The sequence below is a fragment of the Prevotella sp. MA2016 genome, from assembly GCF_000619825.1.
In the GTDB taxonomy this organism is placed as follows: Bacteria; Bacteroidota; Bacteroidia; order Bacteroidales; family Bacteroidaceae; genus Prevotella.
Genome location: NZ_JHUW01000007.1, coordinates 40,067 through 61,840, shown reverse-complemented (window position 1 = coordinate 61,840; position 21,774 = coordinate 40,067). Strand labels below are relative to the sequence as shown.

The 21,774-nt window shown below is 50.1% G+C and carries 19 protein-coding genes, 1 tRNA gene and 1 pseudogene; 4 read left to right on the top strand and 17 right to left on the bottom strand.

What is annotated here, in order from left to right; all coding sequences use genetic code 11:
* Window positions 1–106: 106 nt before the first annotated feature.
* The 6 genes from T360_RS0102735 to rsmI all read right to left on the bottom strand — a co-directional run bounded on the left by T360_RS0102735 (window position 107) and on the right by rsmI (window position 7,947).
* Window positions 107–598 (bottom strand): lipid-binding protein, encoded by a 492-nt coding sequence (locus tag T360_RS0102735; RefSeq protein WP_028911439.1) that lies wholly within the window; start codon window positions 596–598, stop codon window positions 107–109.
* Window positions 599–604: 6 nt separating this feature from the next.
* Complete coding sequence (locus T360_RS0102730; protein ID WP_028911438.1) at window positions 605–1,303, bottom strand: BT_2262 family domain-containing protein; 699 nt, start codon at window positions 1,301–1,303, stop codon at window positions 605–607.
* Between the two features lie 44 nt (window positions 1,304–1,347).
* Window positions 1,348–2,844 carry a SusD/RagB family nutrient-binding outer membrane lipoprotein gene (locus tag T360_RS0102725; RefSeq protein WP_028911437.1) on the bottom strand — a complete coding sequence of 499 codons (1,497 nt, stop codon included), beginning with the start codon at window positions 2,842–2,844 and terminating at the stop codon, window positions 1,348–1,350.
* A gap of 21 nt (window positions 2,845–2,865) precedes the next feature.
* Window positions 2,866–6,054, bottom strand: a complete 3,189-nt coding sequence (locus T360_RS0102720; RefSeq protein WP_028911436.1) for a SusC/RagA family TonB-linked outer membrane protein — start codon at window positions 6,052–6,054, stop codon at window positions 2,866–2,868.
* A 316-nt stretch (window positions 6,055–6,370) separates the two neighbouring features.
* Window positions 6,371–7,237 carry a hypothetical protein gene (locus T360_RS0102715; protein WP_028911435.1) on the bottom strand — a complete coding sequence of 289 codons (867 nt, stop codon included), beginning with the start codon at window positions 7,235–7,237 and terminating at the stop codon, window positions 6,371–6,373.
* Window positions 7,238–7,269: 32 nt separating this feature from the next.
* The gene (rsmI, locus tag T360_RS0102710; protein ID WP_028911434.1) at window positions 7,270–7,947 is read right to left on the bottom strand and encodes a 16S rRNA (cytidine(1402)-2'-O)-methyltransferase; all 678 of its coding nucleotides are present in this window, start codon (window positions 7,945–7,947) and stop codon (window positions 7,270–7,272) included.
* 96 nt (window positions 7,948–8,043) lie between these two features.
* Between rsmI and T360_RS0102705 the strand changes: the two genes are divergently transcribed.
* The 3 genes from T360_RS0102705 (at window position 8,044) to T360_RS0102695 (ending at window position 9,860) form a co-directional block, all read left to right on the top strand.
* Window positions 8,044–8,646, top strand: a complete 603-nt coding sequence (locus tag T360_RS0102705; RefSeq protein WP_028911433.1) for a thymidine kinase — start codon at window positions 8,044–8,046, stop codon at window positions 8,644–8,646.
* A complete protein-coding gene (locus T360_RS0102700) occupies window positions 8,621–9,721 on the top strand; it encodes an AI-2E family transporter (RefSeq protein ID WP_028911432.1) in 1,101 nt (366 codons plus the stop codon). Before T360_RS0102705 ends, T360_RS0102700 begins: the two co-directional genes overlap by 26 nt.
* A 66-nt stretch (window positions 9,722–9,787) precedes the next feature.
* Window positions 9,788–9,860 (top strand) — tRNA-Lys (locus T360_RS0102695).
* Between the two features lie 36 nt (window positions 9,861–9,896).
* On the opposite strand, the pseudogene T360_RS16695 reads toward T360_RS0102695, so the two are convergent.
* From T360_RS16695 to T360_RS0102640, 11 genes and pseudogenes are all read right to left on the bottom strand, one after another.
* A pseudogene (locus tag T360_RS16695) lies at window positions 9,897–12,266 on the bottom strand (TIM-barrel domain-containing protein).
* A gap of 14 nt (window positions 12,267–12,280) precedes the next feature.
* Window positions 12,281–13,852: a glycoside hydrolase 43 family protein gene (locus T360_RS0102685; protein ID WP_081772672.1), complete on the bottom strand. Its 1,572-nt coding sequence runs from the start codon at window positions 13,850–13,852 to the stop codon at window positions 12,281–12,283.
* 91 nt (window positions 13,853–13,943) lie between these two features.
* Entirely contained in the window at window positions 13,944–14,525 is a 582-nt protein-coding gene (locus T360_RS0102680) for a hypothetical protein (RefSeq protein WP_028911430.1), read from the bottom strand.
* 11 nt (window positions 14,526–14,536) lie between these two features.
* Complete coding sequence (gene folE / locus T360_RS0102675; protein WP_051523311.1) at window positions 14,537–15,142, bottom strand: GTP cyclohydrolase I FolE; 606 nt, start codon at window positions 15,140–15,142, stop codon at window positions 14,537–14,539.
* Window positions 15,139–15,747 carry an SPOR domain-containing protein gene (locus T360_RS0102670; protein ID WP_028911428.1) on the bottom strand — a complete coding sequence of 203 codons (609 nt, stop codon included), beginning with the start codon at window positions 15,745–15,747 and terminating at the stop codon, window positions 15,139–15,141. The genes folE and T360_RS0102670 overlap by 4 nt, the downstream gene beginning before the upstream one ends.
* 5 nt (window positions 15,748–15,752) lie before the next feature.
* Window positions 15,753–16,514: a triose-phosphate isomerase gene (gene tpiA, locus T360_RS0102665; protein WP_028911427.1), complete on the bottom strand. Its 762-nt coding sequence runs from the start codon at window positions 16,512–16,514 to the stop codon at window positions 15,753–15,755.
* A gap of 71 nt (window positions 16,515–16,585) precedes the next feature.
* Window positions 16,586–17,725, bottom strand: coding sequence for a DoxX family protein (locus tag T360_RS0102660; protein WP_028911426.1), 1,140 nt, complete (start codon window positions 17,723–17,725; stop codon window positions 16,586–16,588).
* Entirely contained in the window at window positions 17,722–18,288 is a 567-nt protein-coding gene (locus T360_RS0102655) for a DUF1599 domain-containing protein (RefSeq protein ID WP_028911425.1), read from the bottom strand. The genes T360_RS0102660 and T360_RS0102655 overlap by 4 nt, the downstream gene beginning before the upstream one ends.
* A gap of 56 nt (window positions 18,289–18,344) precedes the next feature.
* A complete protein-coding gene (locus T360_RS0102650; protein ID WP_155949367.1) occupies window positions 18,345–18,701 on the bottom strand; it encodes a hypothetical protein in 357 nt (118 codons plus the stop codon).
* Between the two features lie 36 nt (window positions 18,702–18,737).
* On the bottom strand, window positions 18,738–19,901 hold the full coding sequence (locus tag T360_RS0102645) for a glycoside hydrolase family 5 protein (protein ID WP_028911423.1): 1,164 nt from the start codon (window positions 19,899–19,901) through the stop codon (window positions 18,738–18,740).
* Between the two features lie 21 nt (window positions 19,902–19,922).
* The gene (locus tag T360_RS0102640) at window positions 19,923–21,290 is read right to left on the bottom strand and encodes a sodium:alanine symporter family protein (RefSeq protein WP_028911422.1); all 1,368 of its coding nucleotides are present in this window, start codon (window positions 21,288–21,290) and stop codon (window positions 19,923–19,925) included.
* A 161-nt stretch (window positions 21,291–21,451) separates the two neighbouring features.
* On the opposite strand from T360_RS0102640, the gene T360_RS0102635 reads away from it, so the two are divergent.
* Entirely contained in the window at window positions 21,452–21,730 is a 279-nt protein-coding gene (locus T360_RS0102635) for a hypothetical protein (protein WP_028911421.1), read from the top strand.
* Window positions 21,731–21,774: the final 44 nt, after the last annotated feature.

The window sequence follows — 21,774 nt, the reverse complement described above, 5'->3', positions numbered from 1 at the left end:
ATAGAATACCTCGAAAACTAAGCGTCCCCCCGCAGCTCTATCACAGGGCCAGCGAGGGGACTTTCGGTTTATTTAAAGAGAGATTGATAAACTTTTCTCTGCGAAATTAATCATTCTCTTCCAGACCAGAGTAGCGCACTCCTTCCAGACGATAGATGGTGCCTGGGTCGTCGCTAAACTCCACGTCCATGGTGATATAGTCGGCGGGCTTGCCATTGTTCTGCGTGCCGCCATTCTTAATCACCTTGGCATTGGTGATGGTCACGGTGCAGTCGTAACTCTGGTTCTGCACGTTGCTGGCACTGAAGGTGAGTGCGTTTACATCGGCAGAGGCCTTCACCTTGAAACTCCAGAAGTTGTCCATGTCGTCAACCCAGATCTCATCACCAGTGTTGGCCGATGTGTTGTAAGTAAGGATGTTGAAGCGACCTATTCCATAGGGGTCTTCAATCACCTGGCCATTATCTACTACATTGGCAGTAACATACCATTCGCCTGCCAAGCTCTCGGTGGCTGTGCCACCTACCTCCTCTTTCTCGCACGATGTGGTAAGTACAGCGCACAGCAGGAGTGTTGCAAGATATAATATTTTCTTCATAATCGTTTATCCTTTAACCCATGTTTGAATGAAATCCATGCCAGCGTATGTGGTCTTGAGATTGAAAGTGCTTGTAGCGGCATCAAATGTGCCCTCGAAGGCACTATAACCGTCGCTCCAGCCGGCCACACCGCCGCCACCTACGATGATCACCACGCCATCCTGAATCTTGATTGTGGCAGGCATGGCATACTTGTCGCCGTAGCCTGCACGTTGGCAGTACCAGCCGCCCAGCAGGTCGTCGGCACTGTAGGTGCCATCGCCATTGTCAATCACTAGCAGCTGGAAAGAATCTCCGTAGGTCACCTGGGCACCCTCGCGCAAGCGATAGCTGGTTGGGGTGGTGTAGTAGAGACCTTCTACGGCGTTGCTGCTGTCGAGCACCACTACGGTGCGGCGGGCGTTGGCAGCAATGCCGTCAGAGTTTACAATTGAGTAAACCACGGTGTAGACACCGCTCTTGTCCGAGTTGATGTTGCTCTGCACGTTTACCTCGCTCGAAACATCCTCGCCGTTCAGTGTGGCTGTGAAGCCGGGGTCCTGGAAGGTAGAACCCTTGTCGATTACCATGAAGTCGTCGCCTTGGAGCTCTAGCACTGGATAGTAGGTGAAGCGGCTCTTGCCTTCCGACTCCTTGTCGCCGCAACTGGTAACAAGCAGGGTTACCATCGCTATCAGCATCGTATAGAATATATTCTTTTTCATTGTCTTTCTCTTTTTTGTAATTATCAGACTCTTTTTCTCTTTGATTACTTACCCCAGAACACGGGTGAGGTGTAACCTGGGAATTCTGGTGAGTTACCATTGCGTGCTGATGAGCTCTCAGGATAGATCCAGCGCTCCAGCAGGTGGTTGTCGCCCACTTTGCCATCTACCATGATGGGGGTGTAGAGTGTGCCGGGCACGTAAATTTCGGGCTTATATTCGTCGGTAGCCACATTATAGATGTCGCTGCCTTTTAGTGTGCCAAAGGTGGGATAGTCCAAGCGGCGCATCTCGCACCAGCCCTCGAAGGTGTTAACACCTGCCAGCGCAATCCACTTTGAGATACCAATGCTCTTCTTGTAGTTGTTCTGGTCGTAAGGGAACATGGCGATGGCCTCCTCAGCACCCTCAGCGCCAGCGGTGGCAAACGATGCCTTGATGGCTGCGTTGTAGTGAGCCTCGGCCTGAGCTGCATTACCCTGGCGGGCATAGTACTCGGCGATGAAGAACTCAATCTCGCTCAGGGTGAGATAGTACACAGGCATATCGTCGCTTGCCACTGGGCGGCACCAGTAAGCCAGCTTGTAAGTGCCTGAGGTAGAGAAGTTGGTGCCTGATACACCACCGGTGTAGTTGCCCGAACCGTTCTTCTCGAAGAAGGCTGCCAAGCGGCCGTCTTCATAACCCTTGTCAGACTGCAGCATTGTGCCGATGATGGCCAGGTTGGCCACTACGTTGATCTGTGTAGAACCCCATGCGCTAGAGAACTCCTCGGCATAGAATGGATTCATCGAACCGGGCTCGCTGCCCCAGATGCCTGCGTAAGCCACGTCGCTATCAGGCAGGTTGCCCTCGCTGATGATAGCGCCAATCTGGCTGTCAACATTGGCCACACCGCTCTCACGGCTTAGAATCTTGAGCTTCAGGGCGTTAGCAAACTTAATCCAGTTGGCAGCGGTCTCACCCTTATACAGGAAGTTGGTGGCTACGGGGTCGCTGGGTGATGCCAGGCTCAAAGCCTCGTCAAGCTCGGCCACGATGCCATTATAGATAGTAGCACCATCGTCGTAGTTAGGCGATGTGATACCACTCTGAAAAGCCTCTGTGTAAGGCACCTCGCCGTAGCAGTCCACCAGTACCTGATAGGTGAAGGCACGCAGGGTGGTTGCAGCGAGATAGGTGCCCCATTCCTCGTTGTCCTTGGCCAATTCGCGCACGGTTTCAAGGTTCTTCAGTCCGCGTTGGTTAAGCTGAGTGTAGAACGAGCTTGAGCGTGTGGCCGACATGGTGAACTGGCTCAGGTCCAGATAGTTTGATGTACCGAATGTCTGTGAGTAGTACTGAGCGTAGTAGCCAGCGTAGATGCGGGCAAAGTCGCCATAGCTACCCACGATGTTCATCTCGGCTGCTGGGAGCACAATGCTGGTATTCAGATTGCTCGTAGCAGGAGAGTTGGGGTCTTCATTGATGTCCAGATAGCTGTCGCACGAAGCTGCGGCCAGTCCCAGACCGAATATTAATACAGTTGCAAATTTCTTCATATCTTTAATCCTCCTCTTCTTTTAGAATTTAATGCCCAAGTTAACACCGAAGTTGCGGCAAGCAGGGTTAGAGTAGAGTTCGCCGAACATACCGCTCAGGTCGTTGTTGTAAGAACTTACCTCAGGATCGATGTAGCGGTTGCTCTTGTGAGTCCAGGTAAACACGTTGTTGCAGAAAGCCGAGATGGTGATGTCGCTCAGGTAGAGCTTGTTCACGATGCTCTTTGGTAATGTGTAGCTCAGTGTGATGTTGCGCAGCTTAACGAACGAGCGATCGATCAGGTAGAACTCGCCACCCTGGTTGGCACCAAAGTCGTTGAACCATGTCTGATAAGTACCCTCAATCTGGTTGATTGGAGTGGTGTTCTCAGAGCCATCAGCATGTACTGAGTTAGGAATAATGAATGGGCGGCGCTCGTTGTAAGTGGTGATGTCGCCGTTACCAGTAAACTGCATCAGGTTCTTAGTGCGTGAGAACATGTAGCCACCCTTACGAATATCAAGAGCTGCGTTGAGTGCGATGCCTTTGTAATAGAAACCTGTGGTGATACCACCAGTCCAGTCGGCGTTCACGTTCTTGCCAGTGTCCTGCACCTCGTCGGTGAGTACGGGCAATCCCTTGGCATCCACGATGATGCGACCCTGAGCGTCGTAAGTGGGCAGATAGGTGAACAGCTCACCCATTGGCAGTCCCTCTACAGCGCGCATATATACGGCGTCGTTACCGGCTGAGAATGAGTTGATGTTAACCATTCCACCATCCAGGCTCTCAGGCATCGACACTACCTTGTTCTTATTCTTAGAGAAGTTGAAGCCCAGCTCCCAGCGGAAGTTCTTGGTCTGCACGGGCACAGTGTTTACGAGCAGTTCAACACCCTTGTTGCTTACCTTACCGAAGTTGGTTACCATTGAGGTGTAACCGGTGGCAGGGTCAACAGGCAGTGTGAAGATCTGGTCGTCGGTGTTACGATTGTAGTAAGAGAAATCTACATTGATACGGTTGTTGAAGAATGAGAGGTTCAAACCAAACTCGAGCTCGGTGGTCATCTCAGGCTTCAGTGAGTTACTACCGGCAGTACCGGCAGCCTGGAAGGCGTTAACACCGTTGAATGGGAATTTGGTCAGGTCAGAACCATAGTAACCGTTAGAGAATCCCTGCACGTAGCGTGGGTGGATCTGATATACACCAGCGTCGTTACCGGTCTTACCGTAAGCAGCGCGCAGCTTACCAAAGCTCAGCACATCGTTCTTAGGCAGCAGCTGAGTGAAGATGAAGCTCAGTGTGGCACCGGGATAGAAGAAGCTGTTTTTCTCGGTGGGCAGTGTTGATGACCAGTCGTTACGGGCGGTGAGGTCCAGATATACGGTCTCGTCCCAACCCAGTGTGATGTCGCCAAACAAGCCTACCAGGCGGCGCTTGCTCTGGCTCTCAGAGAGTTCGGTCTTGGTGGCACCGTTGCTCAGATCCCAGAAACCGGTGTGGAATGTCAGGTCGTCGGTCTGGCCCTGCATGTAGGTGGTGCTGCGCTCGTTGATGTTCACACCAACGTTAACGTTCACGTCGAGTTTGCCATCCAGATACTTGTCGGCAAAGTTGGCCAGGAAGTCGTGGTTCAGCTCATAGTTGCGCTGATACTGTGTATATACATATCCACTCTGGTTCATGTTTGAAGGAGCGTAGCCATAGTCCTCGTTGATGAGTGCATCGTCGAGGGCAATCTGAGGCATACCCACTTTATAATCGTAGTCGGTATAGTCGAAACCGAAGCGATAGGTCAGTGTGAGCTGCTTGATAGGCTTGATGTCGGCCTGCAGCTTACCATACACCTGCTTAGAGTCGGTGTGGTTGTAGTTGTTTTCCACAGCCCAGTATGGGTTGGTGATACCGTAAGGTGTGTACCAAGCCTCAGGGGTGTCGAAAGCAGTGTTCAGGTTCTTGCGGTCAACAAGGCTCAAGTCGCGTGGGAACTCGAAGATACCATCGATCATTGAGGTGCCCTGATAAGAACCTACGGTGTTGGTGTTCGACTTAGCGAAGTTTACGTTTGATGACAACTTGAAGAACTTGGTAGGCTCGTAGCTACCACGATAAGCGATGGTGTTACGCTTGTAGGTGTCCTTGTTGCCAGGGATGATACCGTTGTCGCTGGTGTAAGAGTAGCTCAGATAGTAGGTCATCTTCTGATCCTCAGAGATACCGTTCAGAGCCACGCTGTGACTGGTGCTAACGCCAGTGTCGAAGAAGTCCTTGACGTTGTCCTTTACAGCGCTATACTCGTGGATGAGCTGCTGGTGGTTCCAAATAGGTCCGTAAACCTGTGTGCTACCATCGAGCTCTGGACCCCATGAGCCGTTTTCGATATAGGTCTGCTTACCGTTCCATCCCTGTCCGAACTTATTTTGCATCTTGGGCAGTGTGCTCACCTGGCGGAACTGAACAGATCCGTCGTAGCTGATCTGGAAGTTCTTCTCGCCCTGCTTCTTACCACTCTTGGTGGTGATGATGATCACACCGTTGGCAGCGCGGCTACCATACAGAGCTGTAGCGGCAGCACCTTTCAGCACGGTCATGCTCTCGATGTCGTTAGGGTTCACGTTGGCCACACCACCAATGGCGTTGGTGTGCTGCTGGCTGTTGCGAGTGGTGTTCTGCAAGGGCACACCATCTACAACATACAGTGGCTGGTTGTTACCGTTGATAGAGCTGATACCACGGATGATAACCGAGTTGGCCGAACCTGGGTCGCTTGATACGGTGTTGATCTGCACACCGGCCACCTTACCTGCCAGGGCGCTGGTAGCATCGGTCAGGTGTCCCTGCGTCAGCACCTCGTCGTCCAAGGTCTGTGCCGAGAATCCCAGTGTCTTCTGCTGGCGGCTGATACCCAGAGCCGTTACCACTACTTCATCCAGTGAGGTGGCGTCGGCCTTCAGGAACACGCGCATACCATTCTTCGCTGTTACTGTCTTGCTCTCAAAACCAAGATAAGAAATCGTAAGCGTTTTCTTACCTTCAGGCAAGGTCAGCGAGAACTTACCGTTCACATCTGTCAACATGCCGGTACTAGTGCCATCCACTTTAACGGCAGCTCCGATGATGGGCTGGCCGTCTTCTTGTGAGAGCACGGTTCCGGTAACTTTTGTCTGTGCCAGTGCTGCTCCTACAAACAAGAACAGGCTGACGAAAAACAACGTTAGTCTCTTTTTCATAAAATTCTCTCTCTGTTAATTGTAAAACAAATAATTAAACACTCTTGCTCTGCAAAAGTATAGTATAAAAGTCTAAACAACAAACAAAATTATAAAAAAATCACATTTTACCCCCAATTTTTACATTTTTATTATATCGCGCTTGATATATATCAATAAGAAAGTAAAAGTAGAGTTTTGCTTTCAATCTGAAATTAAAACGCAACGTTTGCTTTCTGTTTGTGTAAAAGTGAATAAAAAACGTATAAACAAAAAAATAAGGCAGATGCCTTTGCGGTATCCACCTTATTAATATATATTCACTTTTAGCTTTTCTTTACTTCACCTGCACTACCAGATATTTGCTGGTGCTCCAGAATGTCTGTGGGTCTGTAATGCGCAGAATCAGCTGCTTGTTGGCATCTGGCTGCAGCTTGTATGAGCTGGCAGGATGGGTGGTAAGCACTTTGGCATCCTTGCTGTAGAGTTTTATCTCCTTATCCACACGGATATCAATCTTGGTGAAATAATCCTTGTTGAAGTTGCCCTGCAGAATCTTGGCCTTGCTGAACAAACCGTCTTTGGTGACAATTTGCTGCTTCTTCAGTTCATCCTTTGTACCATACACGAACCAAGCTGTGTGCAACTGCTTGTCCTGCTCGCCTATCTTGCTGGCCTGAGCATCGTTCTCGGCCTGCATGGCACGCGCATCTTCCTTCATGTTGCCAATCTCGGTGTTCAGTTCGCCGATGTGGATATCCTTGGCCTCCAGCTGTTGCTGCATCTCGGCTATCTGCTGGTCTTTCTTCTCCATTTGCTCGGTCAGACTGGCTATCACCTTCTTCAGCTTGTCGCCTTTGATGCTGCTCTCGCGCACCTGCTGCTTCAGCTTGTTAATTAAGTCCTTGTTCTGTTGCATCATAGACTGGATGTACTGGAAGTTTTCGGCGATGCGCTGTTTGGTGTTAGTGCCCTCGCCGTCCTTGGCCAGGGTTACACGGTTCTGCGCATCAGTAATCTCGCGGAATCCGTCTTCAATGTCAACCAGAGTGGTCATCATGTCGTTGATTTCGTCATCCTTCTGGGCAATGATCTGATTCAGTGAGTCGCGCTCGGCACGAGCCTGATTCTCGGCCTTCTTGGCGCTCTCGTTACAACTGGCCAGTGATATGGCACAGATGGCTAAGATAAATAACTTTTTCATAATTACTCTCTTTTATTATCTACTTTAATTTGTTATTTACTGTCATTTCCTGCTAAGATAATCACAAATTCGCCTTTGGGCTCGTGCTCCTTGAAGTGGGCAATCACCTCTTCCAAAGTGCCGCGCACGCTCTCCTCGTGTATCTTTGAGATCTCACGGCAAGCGCTTACTTGGCGATCGGTGCCATACACTTCGGCAAACTGTTGCAGCGTCTTGAGTACACGGTAGGGCGACTCGTAGAATATCATCGTGCGCTGTTCGCTCTTCAGTGATTCGAGCTTAGTCTGGCGCCCCTTCTTCTGTGGTAGAAAACCCTCGAAAGCAAAACGGTCGCACGGCAGTCCGCTGGCCACTAGGGCTGGTACAAAAGCTGTGGCACCTGGCAGGCACTGCACCTCTACGCCCGCGCGCACGGCCTCGCGTACCAAATAAAAACCGGGGTCACTGATGCCTGGGGTGCCGGCATCGCTTATCAAGGCCACATTCTCGCCTGCCTGCAACCGCTGAACGATTGAGGCCGACGTGCCATGCTCGTTGAATTTGTGGTGTGACATGAGCTGATTGTGGATATCATAGTGCTTCAGAAGTTTGCTCGACGTGCGAGTATCTTCGGCTAGCACCAGATCCACTTCTTTCAGAATACGGATGGCGCGGAATGTCATGTCCTCCATATTCCCAACTGGAGTCGGAACGATATATAATATACCCATAACAAGGGGCAAATATAAGGCAAATTAGCGGAATAGACAAAAAAAACGGCAAAATCTTTGCAATTTTTAAAAGGTATTTGTAATTTTGTACCCATTATGATGGAAAACTTAACAGGTGAGGCACACCGACCTGGTAGAATCGAAGTAGTGTGCGGCTCGATGTTCTCGGGCAAAACAGAAGAGCTGATCAGGCGAATGCGTAGAGCGCAGTTCGCACGTCAGAAAGTGGAGATTTTTAAACCGGCTATCGACGTGAGATACTCGGAAGAGGATGTGGTGAGCCACGACCAAAAGCACATCCAGAGTACACCCATCGATTCTCCGGGTAGCATCCTGCTGCTGTCAAGCGATATCGATGTGGTGGGTATCGACGAGGCACAGTTCTTTGATATGGGCATTGTGGATGTGTGTAATGAGCTGGCCAATCGTGGCGTGCGTGTCATCGTGGCCGGACTGGATATGGATTATAAAGGCGTGCCCTTCGGGCCTATGCCTGCCCTGTGTGCCATTGCCGACGACGTGACTAAGGTGCACGCCATCTGCGTGAAGTGCGGCAATCTGGCCTACGTGAGTCATCGCAAAGTGCAGAGCGAACAGCGCGTGCTGCTGGGCGAGACTACCGAATACGAACCGCTGTGTCGTGAGTGTTATCAAAAAGCTATCAGAGAAGAAAATGAGAGAAAAAACAATCACGCTTGACCAACTGGTACGCTGGGTGGGAGCCGGACTGCTGGTGCTTGGTATACTGGTGCTGGTGGACCATCTGAGTAGTGTGCTGTTACCATTCTTCATTGCTTGGTTCTTTGCTTATCTGCTCTATCCCATGGTGAGATTCGTCCAGTATCGCTTGCATGTGGGCAGTAGGGCGCTCAGCATCGTCATCACTCTTGTGCTGGTCATTTCCATTCTGGCAGGTGTCATATATATGATTATCCCGCCTATGATTGAGCAGTTTGAGAAACTGGGTTCCTTGGCATCCGACTATATCCAGAAGGAGGCGCATATCAAGGACATACCTGCTGCTATACAGTTGTGGATAAACCAAAACAGTCGCGAGATTGAACGGTTCTTTAAGAGTGCAACGTTTACCGACAGTCTGAAGACGGTATTGCCCGGCCTGTTTAATGTGCTGGGACAAACGGCCACCATCCTCATTGGAGTCGTTGCGTCGCTTATCACCTTATTATATATGTTCTTTATCCTGTTGGATTATGAGTACCTGACGGATAACTGGATTCGCATCTTTCCTAAGAAGCGTCGTCCTTTCTGGCAGGCACTTGCCAAGGACGGGGCGCAGGCACTCAATAACTACGTGCGCGGACAGGGGCTCGTGGCGCTTATCATGGGCATACTCTTCTGCATAGGGTTTACGATTATCGATTTCCCCATGGCCATCGGTCTGGGCATCATGATTGGCATCATGGACCTGGTGCCTTATCTGCACACCTTTGCACTGATACCTACCGTGCTTCTTGCCCTGCTCAAGTCGGCCGACACTGGACAGAACTTCTGGGTGATACTAGCCATGGCACTGGCTGTGTTCATCGTGGTGCAGCTCATCTGTGATATGATTGTTACCCCCAAGGTGATGGGAAAGGCTATGGGACTGAACCCCGCCATACTTCTGCTGTCACTCTCTGTTTGGGGCGCACTGCTAGGATTTATCGGACTTATCATCGCACTGCCACTAACCACACTTTTGATTGCTTATTACGAGCAATATGTGACAAAAGATAAGGAAATTGAGGTGCAAGAAGAAAATTCTTCCGAATAAATTTGGTTGTTTCAGAAAATCTTTGTACCTTTGCACCCGCTTTCGTGAGAAAGACAATTTAAGGTCGATCCGCTAGCTCAGTTGGTAGAGCACAACACTTTTAATGTTGGGGTCTTGGGTTCGAGCCCCAAGCGGATCACAGAAAAAGAGGTCATTTCGACCTCTTTTTTGTTTTCTACAACTTCACCGTCACTTGATTGCCATTGTAATCAATAGTGCGGGTGGTGCCGTCGGGGAGCACGATGCGGAACTGGCGCTGCAGCAGCATACCTTTGTAGCCTCCTTGGCGGGCACTGATGTGCAGCGTGCGCGTGCGATCGGTCCAGGTAAAGATGATGTTAGAGTAATAACCCTTCTCATAATTATAATTATCACCCTCGTCTTCATAGAGCGAGAACTCACCATCGGCACCGGGGTAGAGGCGAATCTCAAGGTCATCCCACTGCTTCTCGCCTACATACTGCATCTCAGGGCCAAGAGGCAGAATGCTACCGGCACGTACAAACATCGGTACTTGGTTGAAACGGGTTGTCAGTGTCACGTTCTGTCCGCCCTTGTACTGCTTGCCCGTCCAGAAGTCATACCACAAAGCCCCCTTCGGCAAATACTTCGTAGCCGACTTTAAAGATTCAAAAGTTGAAGGATTGAAGGATTGAAGTTGCTTGTTACTTCCATTTTCCAACTCTTCCATTTTTTAATTCTTCTTATCCCATCCCGTCATAGCATCTTCCTTGACGATTTTCTCCTGCGTGTATTGCGCCTCTACGATGGGGGCTGCCAGGATGCTGCGACCGAACATAAACTCATCGGTCATATCCCACACCTTCTTGTCGGCAGCAAAGTCGCTGAACAGTGGGCGCAGGTAGCTCTCGTTGTTGGTAGTCACTTGGTTGGCTGTGCTATATAAATAAGGTAATAGGCGATAGCGTAGGCGAATCATCTGCTCGATAGCATCGTAAACGGGCTCTCCCTTCTTGCCAAACTGCCATATCTCGCGCGGGGCATCGGCACCATGACTGCGGAACACAGGACAGAACAATCCGTACTGCATCCAGCGCACATAGAGTTCCTGGAACTGCGGGTTGCGTGGAGCTGAACCAGCGCCCTTTGTATTGTAAGAACCGCAGAAGAATCCGCCAATATCTGTGTTGAAGTTGGGGTTACCGGTGAGCGTGAAGCTTAGTCCTGCGGGAATCTGATTGCGCAGCATCTCCCACGACGAGGCTACGTCGCCACTCCACATGTTTGAGCCATAGTGCTGCTGTCCTGCAAACGACGAGCGTGTCATGATGAAGATACGCTTGCCGCGATCGTCCTTGCGCTGTGCCTGATAGATACCGCGTACGGTTTCGAGTGGGAAGGCATTACGCAGCGAGCGCCAAGTACCGCCGGTAACAGGGTGCTGGTAGTCGCTCTCCTTGGGGTTGAAGAAGTCAGGATCTGTAGAGTCCATCCACCAGGCATCGGTACCGTAGTCGTACAGTTTCTTCAGGTATTTCCAATAGATGTCGCGTGCCTCGGGACTGAAAGCGTCATACACCTTTACACCCGAAGGATAGTCCATCACTGGGGGCCAGATGTGCGAGATACCGCTCTGGGGCCATGTCTCGATGGGCAGCAGCAGTCCCTTTTCGTCTAATTCGCGGTACTGCTTGGTCTGCGGACCGAAGCTAGCCCAGATTGAGATCATGAAGTGGGCGTGCTTCTTGTGTACGTTCTGAATCATCTGAGGGCCGTTGGCAAAGTCCTCTGCCAGGAAGTCCATGGCATTCCACAGATAGTTGGAACCCCAGTACTGCCAATCCTGAATGATGCCATCCAGTGGCACCTGCAGCTCGCGATACTTGTCAACGATGCTCTCGGTTTCAGCAGCGGTCTTATAACGCTCTTTCGACTGCCAGTAGCCGTATGTCCACAGGGGGAACATCGGTACGTCGCCTGTCAGGTGTCGTATCTGAGCTATCACACCATCGGCGCTTCGGCCGTACATAAAGTAATAGTCAATCACGTCGCCTGCCTCCGAGGTGAGCGACATGCCACGGGCATCATCATCAAACTGGGTAGGTGCGTAGTTGTCCCAATAGATGCCCCAGCCCTTGATGCTCTGGATGACATTCTGGAAATCCTCCAAGTTCGACTGCTCCATACGCTTGTGCTCACCACGACGGTTCATCTTACCATTCTGAATGGTGCCCAGACCGTAGATGGCCTCGTCTTTATCTAACGTAAACGTCTGGTTGAGTGGGGTAAAGGTGTGCGATTTCTCGCGCAGCAGCACCTGACCCTTAGCGGTCATAAAGGTGATACAACCTGATTTCGGGTCGAGTTTCACTTGCAACTCTGAGCTGGCGGTGATGTTACCCCGCTTGGTGAGGGCTACTTCCTGAGGCTTGGCGATGACCACCTTGCTCTCGGGGGTTACGGCCTGTCCAGGATACCTTACTACATGTACAACAGAAGGTGTAAAGAACTCAATCTTTACACCTTGTGCCCACATAGCAATAGGTGCCAATAACGACAGGATGACTATTGCTTTTCTGTTCATAGTTAGTAAATGTTTTATTGATGTTTATTGTATGTAAACGCGTCGATATCAACATAGCCGCCTGCTTTCTTGGTGGCATAGTTGAAGATGCCGAACTTGGTGCCCATGAAGAAGCGTTGCCAGTCGAACGTCATGCGGAAGTCACCGCCCAGCTGGGTCCAGTTCTCGCCGTCGAGACTGTAGCTGAAGTTTGCGATATCGGTGCGTGGCACGAAGTTGGCATCGATGCGCAGCCATATCTTGTTGGTCTTGAGGGCTATGCGCTCCACAATCTTCTCGTCCACGTTCTCTACCTTCTTCTCGCGCATGCTCAATTTCACGCTCTGCTCGCTCAGCTCGAGGGTGAGCTGCTTGCCGCTTTTCTTCACTGCCAGCACGGTAGAATTGTCGTTGAAAGCTGCCAGACCGGCCACATCGCCATCCTTCATCTTTGAGAGGTCGAGGGCAATAGCTCCTGTGCATTTGGGGCCCTCCATGCGCTGGGTCAGCGTGTTGGGTGCCAAGTAGAGGTTGGGAACCACGCGACTTGTCTTGAGGCGCAGATAACCCGGACGTTCGGTCAGGCTCCAGGCGTTATCCACGGGGTTGTGGTTCCACTGCCAGTGCAGGCACAGCTTGGGGCTCGAGAAATCGTCGGCATTAACAATCGACTTGGTAGGTTCACCGCTCTTCAGCGCACGCACACGTGCAGGCACCTTACCTTCTTCATCACCCAGCATGGGCCAGCCGTCTATCCAGCGGCAGGGCATCACGGTGAGCACGCGGCCCACACCAGCGCGGTCCTGGAAGATGATGCCATACCAGTCGCCATCCTGGGTATCCACGATGGTGCCTTGGGCCTCGTAAGAGAATCCGCCGAAATCCGACTCCAGGATGGTGGCTTTCTCGTAAGGTCCCTGTATGTTGTCGGCACGGTAGCACACCTCGCGGCGATGGCGTCCGGGAGCATACACGTGCGAAATCATCAGCAGATAGTACTTGCCGTTGTGCTTGATCATGCGCGAACCCTCCAGCAGACCGGTCTCGTCGGCCTCGCGCTCAAAAATCTGGCGGTGGGTGCCTTCAATCACGTCGCTCAGGTCGGGCTTCAGCTCCATCATCTCGCCTGTGCCATAAATCACATACACACGGTCGTCGTCATCGAAAAACAGCGAGCAGTCGTGGAAGTGGCGCATGCGCGAAACAATCTTCCAGGGGCCGGCAGCCTTGTCGGCAGTAAAAATATAGGTGTCACCCATGGAGCCGCGCTCGTTGGGAGCCAGCAGGGCATAGAATTTTCCCTTATGATACTTGAGTGAGGTGGCCCACTGGCCGCGACCATATACAGTGCCTTCGGTGGGTGAGAGGTCGTACTTGGGCGAGTCGGTCAACTTGTCGAAGATATAGCCGACGGTCTCCCAGTTCTTCAGATCCTTCGATTGCATGATAGGTGCACCGGGCATCAGGTGCATGGTAGTAGAAACCAAATAGAAAGTGTCGCCCACGCGGATGATGTCAGGGTCGGGTACGTCGGCCCACAGCATGGGATTGTCAATCATGTTCTCTTGTATCTTCTGTGCCTGTACATTGCATGTGGCACAAAGCATCAGCACGATGCTTAGTATAGTTTGGGGTTTCATATAATTGATAATAAAATTAGTCAGTTCCTTTGTACAGACGGTCGCTCCCGACCGCCTGTTAGTCATCTTGGTCACCCTTGTAGTGATATTCGGTGATGCTAGGTGTTTCGCCCAGGTCGGCATCCTCCGTGATAATCATCTCCTTGTTCAGCTTCTGCTCATAACCCTTGTGCACCGTTCCTACATCCAGCAGAATGTCTCCATAGAGCACGGTGGGGATGATGATGCCAAAGATGCCAATGCCCACACGAGTGCCTTCGGGATGCATGTTGTTATGAATATAAGAAGTGGAGTAGAACGTATGGCGATATGACTCCAGGCGGTTGTACTTATGGTATGTCTGCAGCTTGTCCTCGGCTATCACCGTGGTGTCGGCTGTCGTAAAGATGAATGCCAAGTTGTGAACATAGTCATCCACCACATCTCCTTTGATGCCGTCGTTAACCTCCAGGCACTGCATGATGTTGTCATGCATCTCCTCGTCCATGTCGCTCTCTTTTGGAGCGGTGAAATAGGCAACTAGCATACCGACCAGCACGATAACGCCGAAAATCAGTATGCGTCCCAGGCAGCTGCGTGTGAACTCCTGGGTAAACGACTCATTGGTTCTGTAATTGGTGTTGTTGTCAACTTGATACATACGGAGTTGGGTTAAATTTGAGTATTGTGTATGAGGTTCATAAACTCCTGGCGGGTCTTAGCCTGTTCGAAGGCGCCGCTGAAGTCACTCGTAGTAGTCACGCTGTTCTGCTTCTCTACCCCGCGCATCTGCATGCACATATGTTTGGCCTCTATCACAACCATCACGCCAAGCGGGTGAAGGGTTTCCTCGATACAGTCCTTAATCTGTTGCGTCATGCGCTCCTGAACCTGCAGACGGTGTGCAAAGATATCCACCACGCGGGCAATCTTTGAGAGTCCGGTGATATAGCCATTGGGAATGTAGGCCACGTGCGCTTTTCCATAGAAAGGCAGCATGTGGTGCTCGCACAGCGAGAAGAAATCGATGTCCTTCACAATCACCATCTGATTGTAGTCCTCTTTGAAGAGTGCATCAGTCAGTATCTTGTGGGCGTCCATCGTATAGCCCTTCGTAAGCACCTGCATAGCCTTAGCCACGCGCATAGGGGTTTTCTCCAATCCCTCACGTGTGGGGTCTTCGCCCAGCAGGGAAAGTATCTTTTCGTAGTGACCCGCTAAATCTTCGAGTCCCTCGCGATAACGTTCGGTGTCGTATTCCTTAATTTCTATGTTCATTGATATTGTACAGTGATTTTACCTTTTACGATGATAGCCGACTGATAGCCGTTGCGCTTGACGCGCTCCAACACCTCGTGAGCCTCTTCATAGGTGCGGTAGTTGCCCATGCGGCATATCCATCGTGGTGAGTAGAAATGTACATAGACAGGCTCGCCAGGGAACAGTCCCTTGATCTCGCTGCCTATTCTCTCGGCCTTGATACGGTCGTTGCGTGAGTTACCTCCTGCAAACACCTGCACGCGATACCCTGCCATCTTTACACCCTTCATGATTTTCTTTTGTATCTCTTCCGGGGTGTCGATATTCACGGTGTCTGGATGCTCGGGCACAGTAACCTTGGGCTCTTGTTTCTTATCCTGATTTGTGTTTGTAGCAGTATTGTTTTCTTTCTTTTCTGTTTGTTTCTGAGGGGTCTTGGCTTGTACCGGACTAGCGGCTTGTGCCGGTCCGTTCACCAGATCGTCGATAGATTTATCTTGAGTGATGGTTATCTTACCTTCGCCACTCTTGCTTTGCTGCAGTCGCTGAATAAACGACGACTGAGCATCGGCCGCAAATATGCAGCCGATGCAGAGTGTCATTATGATAATCAGTCGTTTCACTTCGATTACTTCTTCCAAGCGTCGATAATACCCTTGAAGTCAGCGCACTTCAGAGAAGCACCACCAATCAGACCACCATCGATGTCGGGCTTAGCGAACAGCTCAGGAGCGTTGCTAGCCTTGCATGAACCACCGTAGAGGATGGTTGTGTCGTCGGCAACTGCCTGACCGTACTTCTCGGCGATGATTGAACGGATGTAAGCGTGAATCTCCTCAGCCTGCTCTGCAGTAGCGGTCTTACCGGTACCGATAGCCCAGATTGGCTCGTAGGCGATAACGATCTTGCGGAAATCCTCCTCAGAGAGGTTGAATACTGAACCCTCGAGCTCGGCCTTTACAACCTCGTTCTGCTTGCCAGCCTCGCGCTCCTCCAGGCTCTCACCGATGCAGAAGATAACCTTCAGATCGTTCTTCTGAGCCAGAAGAACCTTCTCCTTCAGAATCTCAGGAGTCTCCTTGTAGTACTCACGACGCTCTGAGTGACCCAGAATAACGTACTGAGCACCAGTGCTCTTTACCATCTCGGCGCTAACCTCACCAGTGAAAGCACCCTTCTCCTTGTCGGCGCAGTTCTCTGCACCAAGACCGATGATGTCCTGATCGAGGAACTGGGCGATAGATGCCAGGTGAATGAATGGAGTGCAGATAACTACACCACAGTTTGGCTTGTCAGCCTTCAGAGTCTCGTTCAGCTCCTTTGCAAGAGCAATACCGTCCTGGAGATTCATGTTCATCTTCCAGTTTCCTGCTACAATTTTCTTTCTCATAATTCTACTAAATTTTTATATGAATTAATGTTCAATTCTTAACTTTTTCAATTCTTCAACTTTTCAATTCTTCAACTCTTAACTCTTCTCACCCACGTAGTCCAAGCCCACAGGCGGTCGGCTATCGTAAGTATCAGCAACGGCAGCACAAACCAGGTGAGTACCCAAAGTATCTTGGTGGTCACTGTCTCATCGGGCAACTGGCCAAGCTCATTATCCTCGAGTCTACTGGTCAGTTCCTCCTCTGTGGGGAGGTTGTTGTGGCTCCACTTGCGTATCACCTTGCCATCCTTGAGCAGTATCAAACCTGGATTGGAACGGATCATCGTCTTCAGCGTGATGTCGTCGGTGTGACAGAATGGGTATTCAGCACCCGTGCGGTCGCGCCAGTTTTCGATGGCTTTCTCGCCACTGGCCGTTACGCAGTAGAACGGATAACCGCTATCCAGACTGTATTCGTACATCTGGTTAATCTCGTCCAGGCGTGAGTCGTCGGCTTGTTCCAGATGTGGGGCCACCAGCAGAAAGTTATAACCTTTATCGGTTAGGATCTGCTCGGTGATATCCTCACCATCGCTCACTTGTTCAATGAACAAATCGGTGAAAGGTGTGTCCTCGCCTTCCATCATCTTTGTCCACCCCTCACGGATATCGGCCCCGATGTGGTAGGGGCGGAAATCAAACTGGGGGAGCGTGTACAAACTCTTAGCTGCTATGAACAGCAGAATGAACACCAGCGAGTAGTTCATCACAATCCATTGGTTGGCTCTGCTGATGAGACGCGGCTGTTCCAGTGGCCACTTCCATACTACGATGGCGGCACCAAGCAGTAGCACATTCTTCCACAGAGTCTGCCAGTTGGTCAGCACTACGGCATCGCCAAAGCAACCGCAGTCGGTTATTGGGTCGGCAAGTGCAAGCCAGAGTGTCAGTGGGGTCATAAAGACCATCACGGCCAGCACCAGCTTCGATACGATTCGGCGCCTGATGGCAAAAAGCAAACAGATGCCCAAGAAAAATTCAGTAGCTGCCAACAATACCGATGCCGACAATGTGGTGAAGTCGGGTACCATACGCCCCAATCCCATTGCTACCAGATAGTCATGTATCTTATATTGTGTACCTAATGGGTCAACGGCTTTGACGAATCCAGAAAAGATAAACGTCAGTGCCAGCACTATTCGGCAGATGTTAACGGCAGCTTTTTTCATGCTGTGGCGTTATCGCTGTGCTCCGATAATTTAATTACTCCAAAGACCGCGTAGTTAATGATATCCATATAATTGGCATCGATACCCTCGCTGACGAGTGTCTCGCCCTGCAAGTTCTCGATTTCCTTGATACGTTCTATTTTTGTAAGGATCAGGTCGGTATAACTACTAACCCGCATGCCGCGCCACGCCTCGTCGTAGTCGTGGTTCTTGCGCTTCATCAGTTCCAATGCCTCCTTGGCATACTCATCGTAGAGTGCCATGGCCTCGGCGTTACTGATGTCAACAGTATCAGCAAATCCTTTTGAAAGTTGGATAAGCCCAACAATACCATAGTTTATCAGCGCGATAAACTCCGGACGGATGCCTTCGCCCACCAACGATTCCTTCTTAATCTCCAGTGAGCGGATTCGTTTAGCTTTGATAAACAATTGGTCGGTTAGCGCGGTAGGACGCAGGATGCGCCACGACGCTTTGTAGTCGTGTAGCTTCTTCTCGAACAGTGCTCTGCACTCAGCAATAGCCTGCTCAAACTGAGCGTTTGTCTTTTCAAATTGGGTCATATCGGCTGCAAAGGTACTAATTTTTAGCGAATAGTGAATAGGGTATCGTGAAAAATTCACTTATTTTCACTTTGCTTCTTGTGGATGTACCTGATTTTCAGCCCTAAGGATTCGTATTGGGTGCGGATAGAGTCGCGCTTCATACGAAGTCTGGTCAGTGCAGTCAACTCCTCGGGAGTGGCCTTCAGGGCCTGCTTGTGCAATTCTACTTCTGTGGTCATCGCTGCCAGTTCTTTGTTGGCAATTTGCAACAAACTGTCCGTTTTCCACAACTCCAACTGAGCTTTCTTTAACTCGGTCTCCTGTTTCTCAACCAAAGCGGCCTTGCGGCGCGAGATTTCCTTTCTGGTCTTCGTCTCGCCGCAAGCCGTTAACATCATGATTGCCATCAAAGGCAGTAAAATCTTCTTCAATTTTTTATTATTTTAATTTTTTAATTTTTCAATTTTTCAATTCTTCAACTTTTCCCCGCTCATGAGCAGCTCTACCAATGGACGGTCCTTGTAGGTATGTCTCTGCTGATCCCAGAATCCGAAGTCGGCATCATAGCACCAAGTGGTCCAGGCAATGTCATACTCATCAAACACGGTCAGCATGTCGCGGGTCCAGTTGTAGGCCAACTCACGGTCCACAGGCTCGTAAACACCCCATTCGCCGCAGAATAGCTGCAGGTCGTATTTTTTAGCGGCTTCAATGGCATCCTTGAACTGGGCACGGATCGTGTTGATGTCCCAAACCTGTTCGGTATAAGGCTTTAACTGATCTTTAATCTCATCTGGTGCAGCCTCGTAGTCTTCTTTCGAAACCAGTACGCCTGGGTAGTTCACCTTACCCTTATACTTGCCCAGTGGCGTCCACCAAGCACCATAGTGGGTAAGAATCATGGGGTTGTAATAGTGGAAACTCAGGATGATATTCTTATCGCCCTCGGGCACCTTCAGATACTTCATTGTTTCGTGTCCCTGCCACATGTTAGAACCAATCACCAGGGTGCGCTGTGGTTCCAACTCGCGCAGAGCTTTGTGTACCTTAGCTACCAATTGGTTCCACTGCTCGTGCTCTGGTGCTACTGGCTCGTTCATGAATTCATAGGCCACCCAGTCGTTGCTGCGGCGCTTGAGTGTATCTGACAATTGATGCCACAGATTGATGAGACCCTGTTGAGATTCCTCTGAGGTGAACAATGTGTTAGCAGCTTGATTACCTTCGTTAACAGCGTTAAAATAATGAGAACGGATAATGTGCAAATCCACTATAGCTCGCAGGTTGTGATTCTTTGCCCAATCCAAAGCATTGTTCAGCAACCCCCAAGCTTCGGGCAGTTGTTTGCCATTCTCATCCCAGAATTGTACTTCGTCGATAGGAATACGCACAAAGTCGAAGCCTAATTCCTCCAAACGGGCAAAGTCGTCCTCCTGAATGTGCAGGCGACGGGCTTCGCCACGCTGTTCTGATTGAGATAGCCAGTGACTGATGTTTGTGCCGCGCTTGATGCGGAAGTTGTTCACTTGTCCTGCTTGTGTCTGATCCTGAGTCTGGGTCTTGTTACCACACGACATGAATGTCAACATTGCCGCAAAGATAGCGGCCAGAGCGAAATAGTTTTTTCTCATACTTTTAATATAATAAGTTAGTTATTGATTAATTTCTTCCTCCATCTCTTCGTCCAACTTGTTGCTCCACAAGTATTTCTTGGTTTCTTTTGCAGTCACACCGCTTAATAGCAGCAGCGCTATCAGGTTAGGAATGGTCATAAGAGCATTCATGCAGTCGGCGATATTCCAGATGATATCCAGATTGATAATGGAACCAAAGAATAGCGACACGATGAACAGAATGCGATAGAATCGGTTGGCGCGATGCCCTTCCAGATAGTTTACTGCGCTCTCGCCATAGTAGCTCCAACCAATGATAGTGCTGAAGGCGAAGGTCAGTATGCCGAATGACAATAGTGGCGCACCTACGTAGGGAATCTTAGAAAATGCCACTTTGGTGAGTGCAGCTCCGTCGGCGTAAGTAATGTCTGGATAGGCCAGAATGCTGCTCACTAAGACAAGGCCTGTCAGCGCGCAGATGATGACAGTATCCCAGAATGTGCCTGTGCTCGACACCAACGCTTGGCGCACTGGGTTTCGTGTCTGAGCGGCTGCTGCCACGATGGGGGCACTGCCCATACCACTCTCATTGCTGAACAGTCCGCGGGCTATACCATATCGAGCCGCCATCATAACAGAGGCACCCACAAAGCCACCGCCTGCAGCCGAGGGGTTGAGGGCTGAGTTGACAATGAGTTGGATGGCGGGCCACACATAACTACTATTAAGGCTCAGGATAAAGATACAGCCCAGCACATAGAGTACAGCCATGAATGGTACCAATATGGTGCATACCTTGGCTATCGCTTTCACGCCGCCTAGTATCACTAGTGCTGTGAGCACACTTACAAACAAACCAATTATCCATGTGGGTATGCTGAAAGTGTCGTGAGCTAACAGGGCTATAGAGTTGGCCTGGACAGTGCAGCCTATGCCAAACGAGGCTAAAGCTGTGAAAATGGCAAAGAGAATGCCCAGCCACTTCATGTTGAGTCCGCGTTCCAGTGCATACATCGGGCCGCCAAGCATCTTGCCATCAGCTGTTTTTACGCGATATTTTACTGCCAATAATCCTTCGGCATATTTTGTTGACATTCCAAAAATACCAGTCAGCCAGCACCATAGTACAGCACCCGGACCGCCTAATGCCACTGCGGTAGCCACGCCAACAATATTACCTGTACCTATGGTTGCGGCTAGTGCTGTGGCCAGCGCACCAAACTGACTGACGTCGCCCTCAGCTTTTGCATCTTTCTTGACAGAGAGTCTGATGCCTGTCAGCAGTTTGCGCTGCGGAATGCGTAGTATGATTGTCAGGTAGATGTGCGTACCAAGCAATAACACAATCATTGGCCATCCCCAAAGGAATGAGCTCAAAAGCGAAAAGAAGTCGTTTAATGGTTCCATCTGTGCAGATAACTGATTTCTTGCGGCAAAGGTAGCGTTTTTAGCCGATATTACAAAATAATTATGTCAAATTGATGGCAAAATGCGTAAAATTGCAAAAAAAAGTTTGGTGGTTTCAAAATTAATACTTATCTTTGCAGCACTTAAAAAACTGTTGCACAATGAAAAAATTGCTATTATCAGTTGCTGCAGTCCTACTTCTTGGACTTGCCTACTACGGAGAGAAACCTCTGTTGACGCAAAATTCATTGCCTGAAATGGAGGAGTTCTACAACGAATCATTACATCTTGACCAAATGTCGCAGGATAGCGTGGATAACTATATAGTAAAGGTGAAAGGGTTTACTATTTCAAGGCCCAATGCCAAGTACGACCCACTCTATTCCGATATTAAAGAGAATATTAAAAAGAAGACAAAGCGGGATTATTTTATTTATTAATGCTAAAATAATTGGTGGATAGGAAAAAATAGTGTATCTTTGCA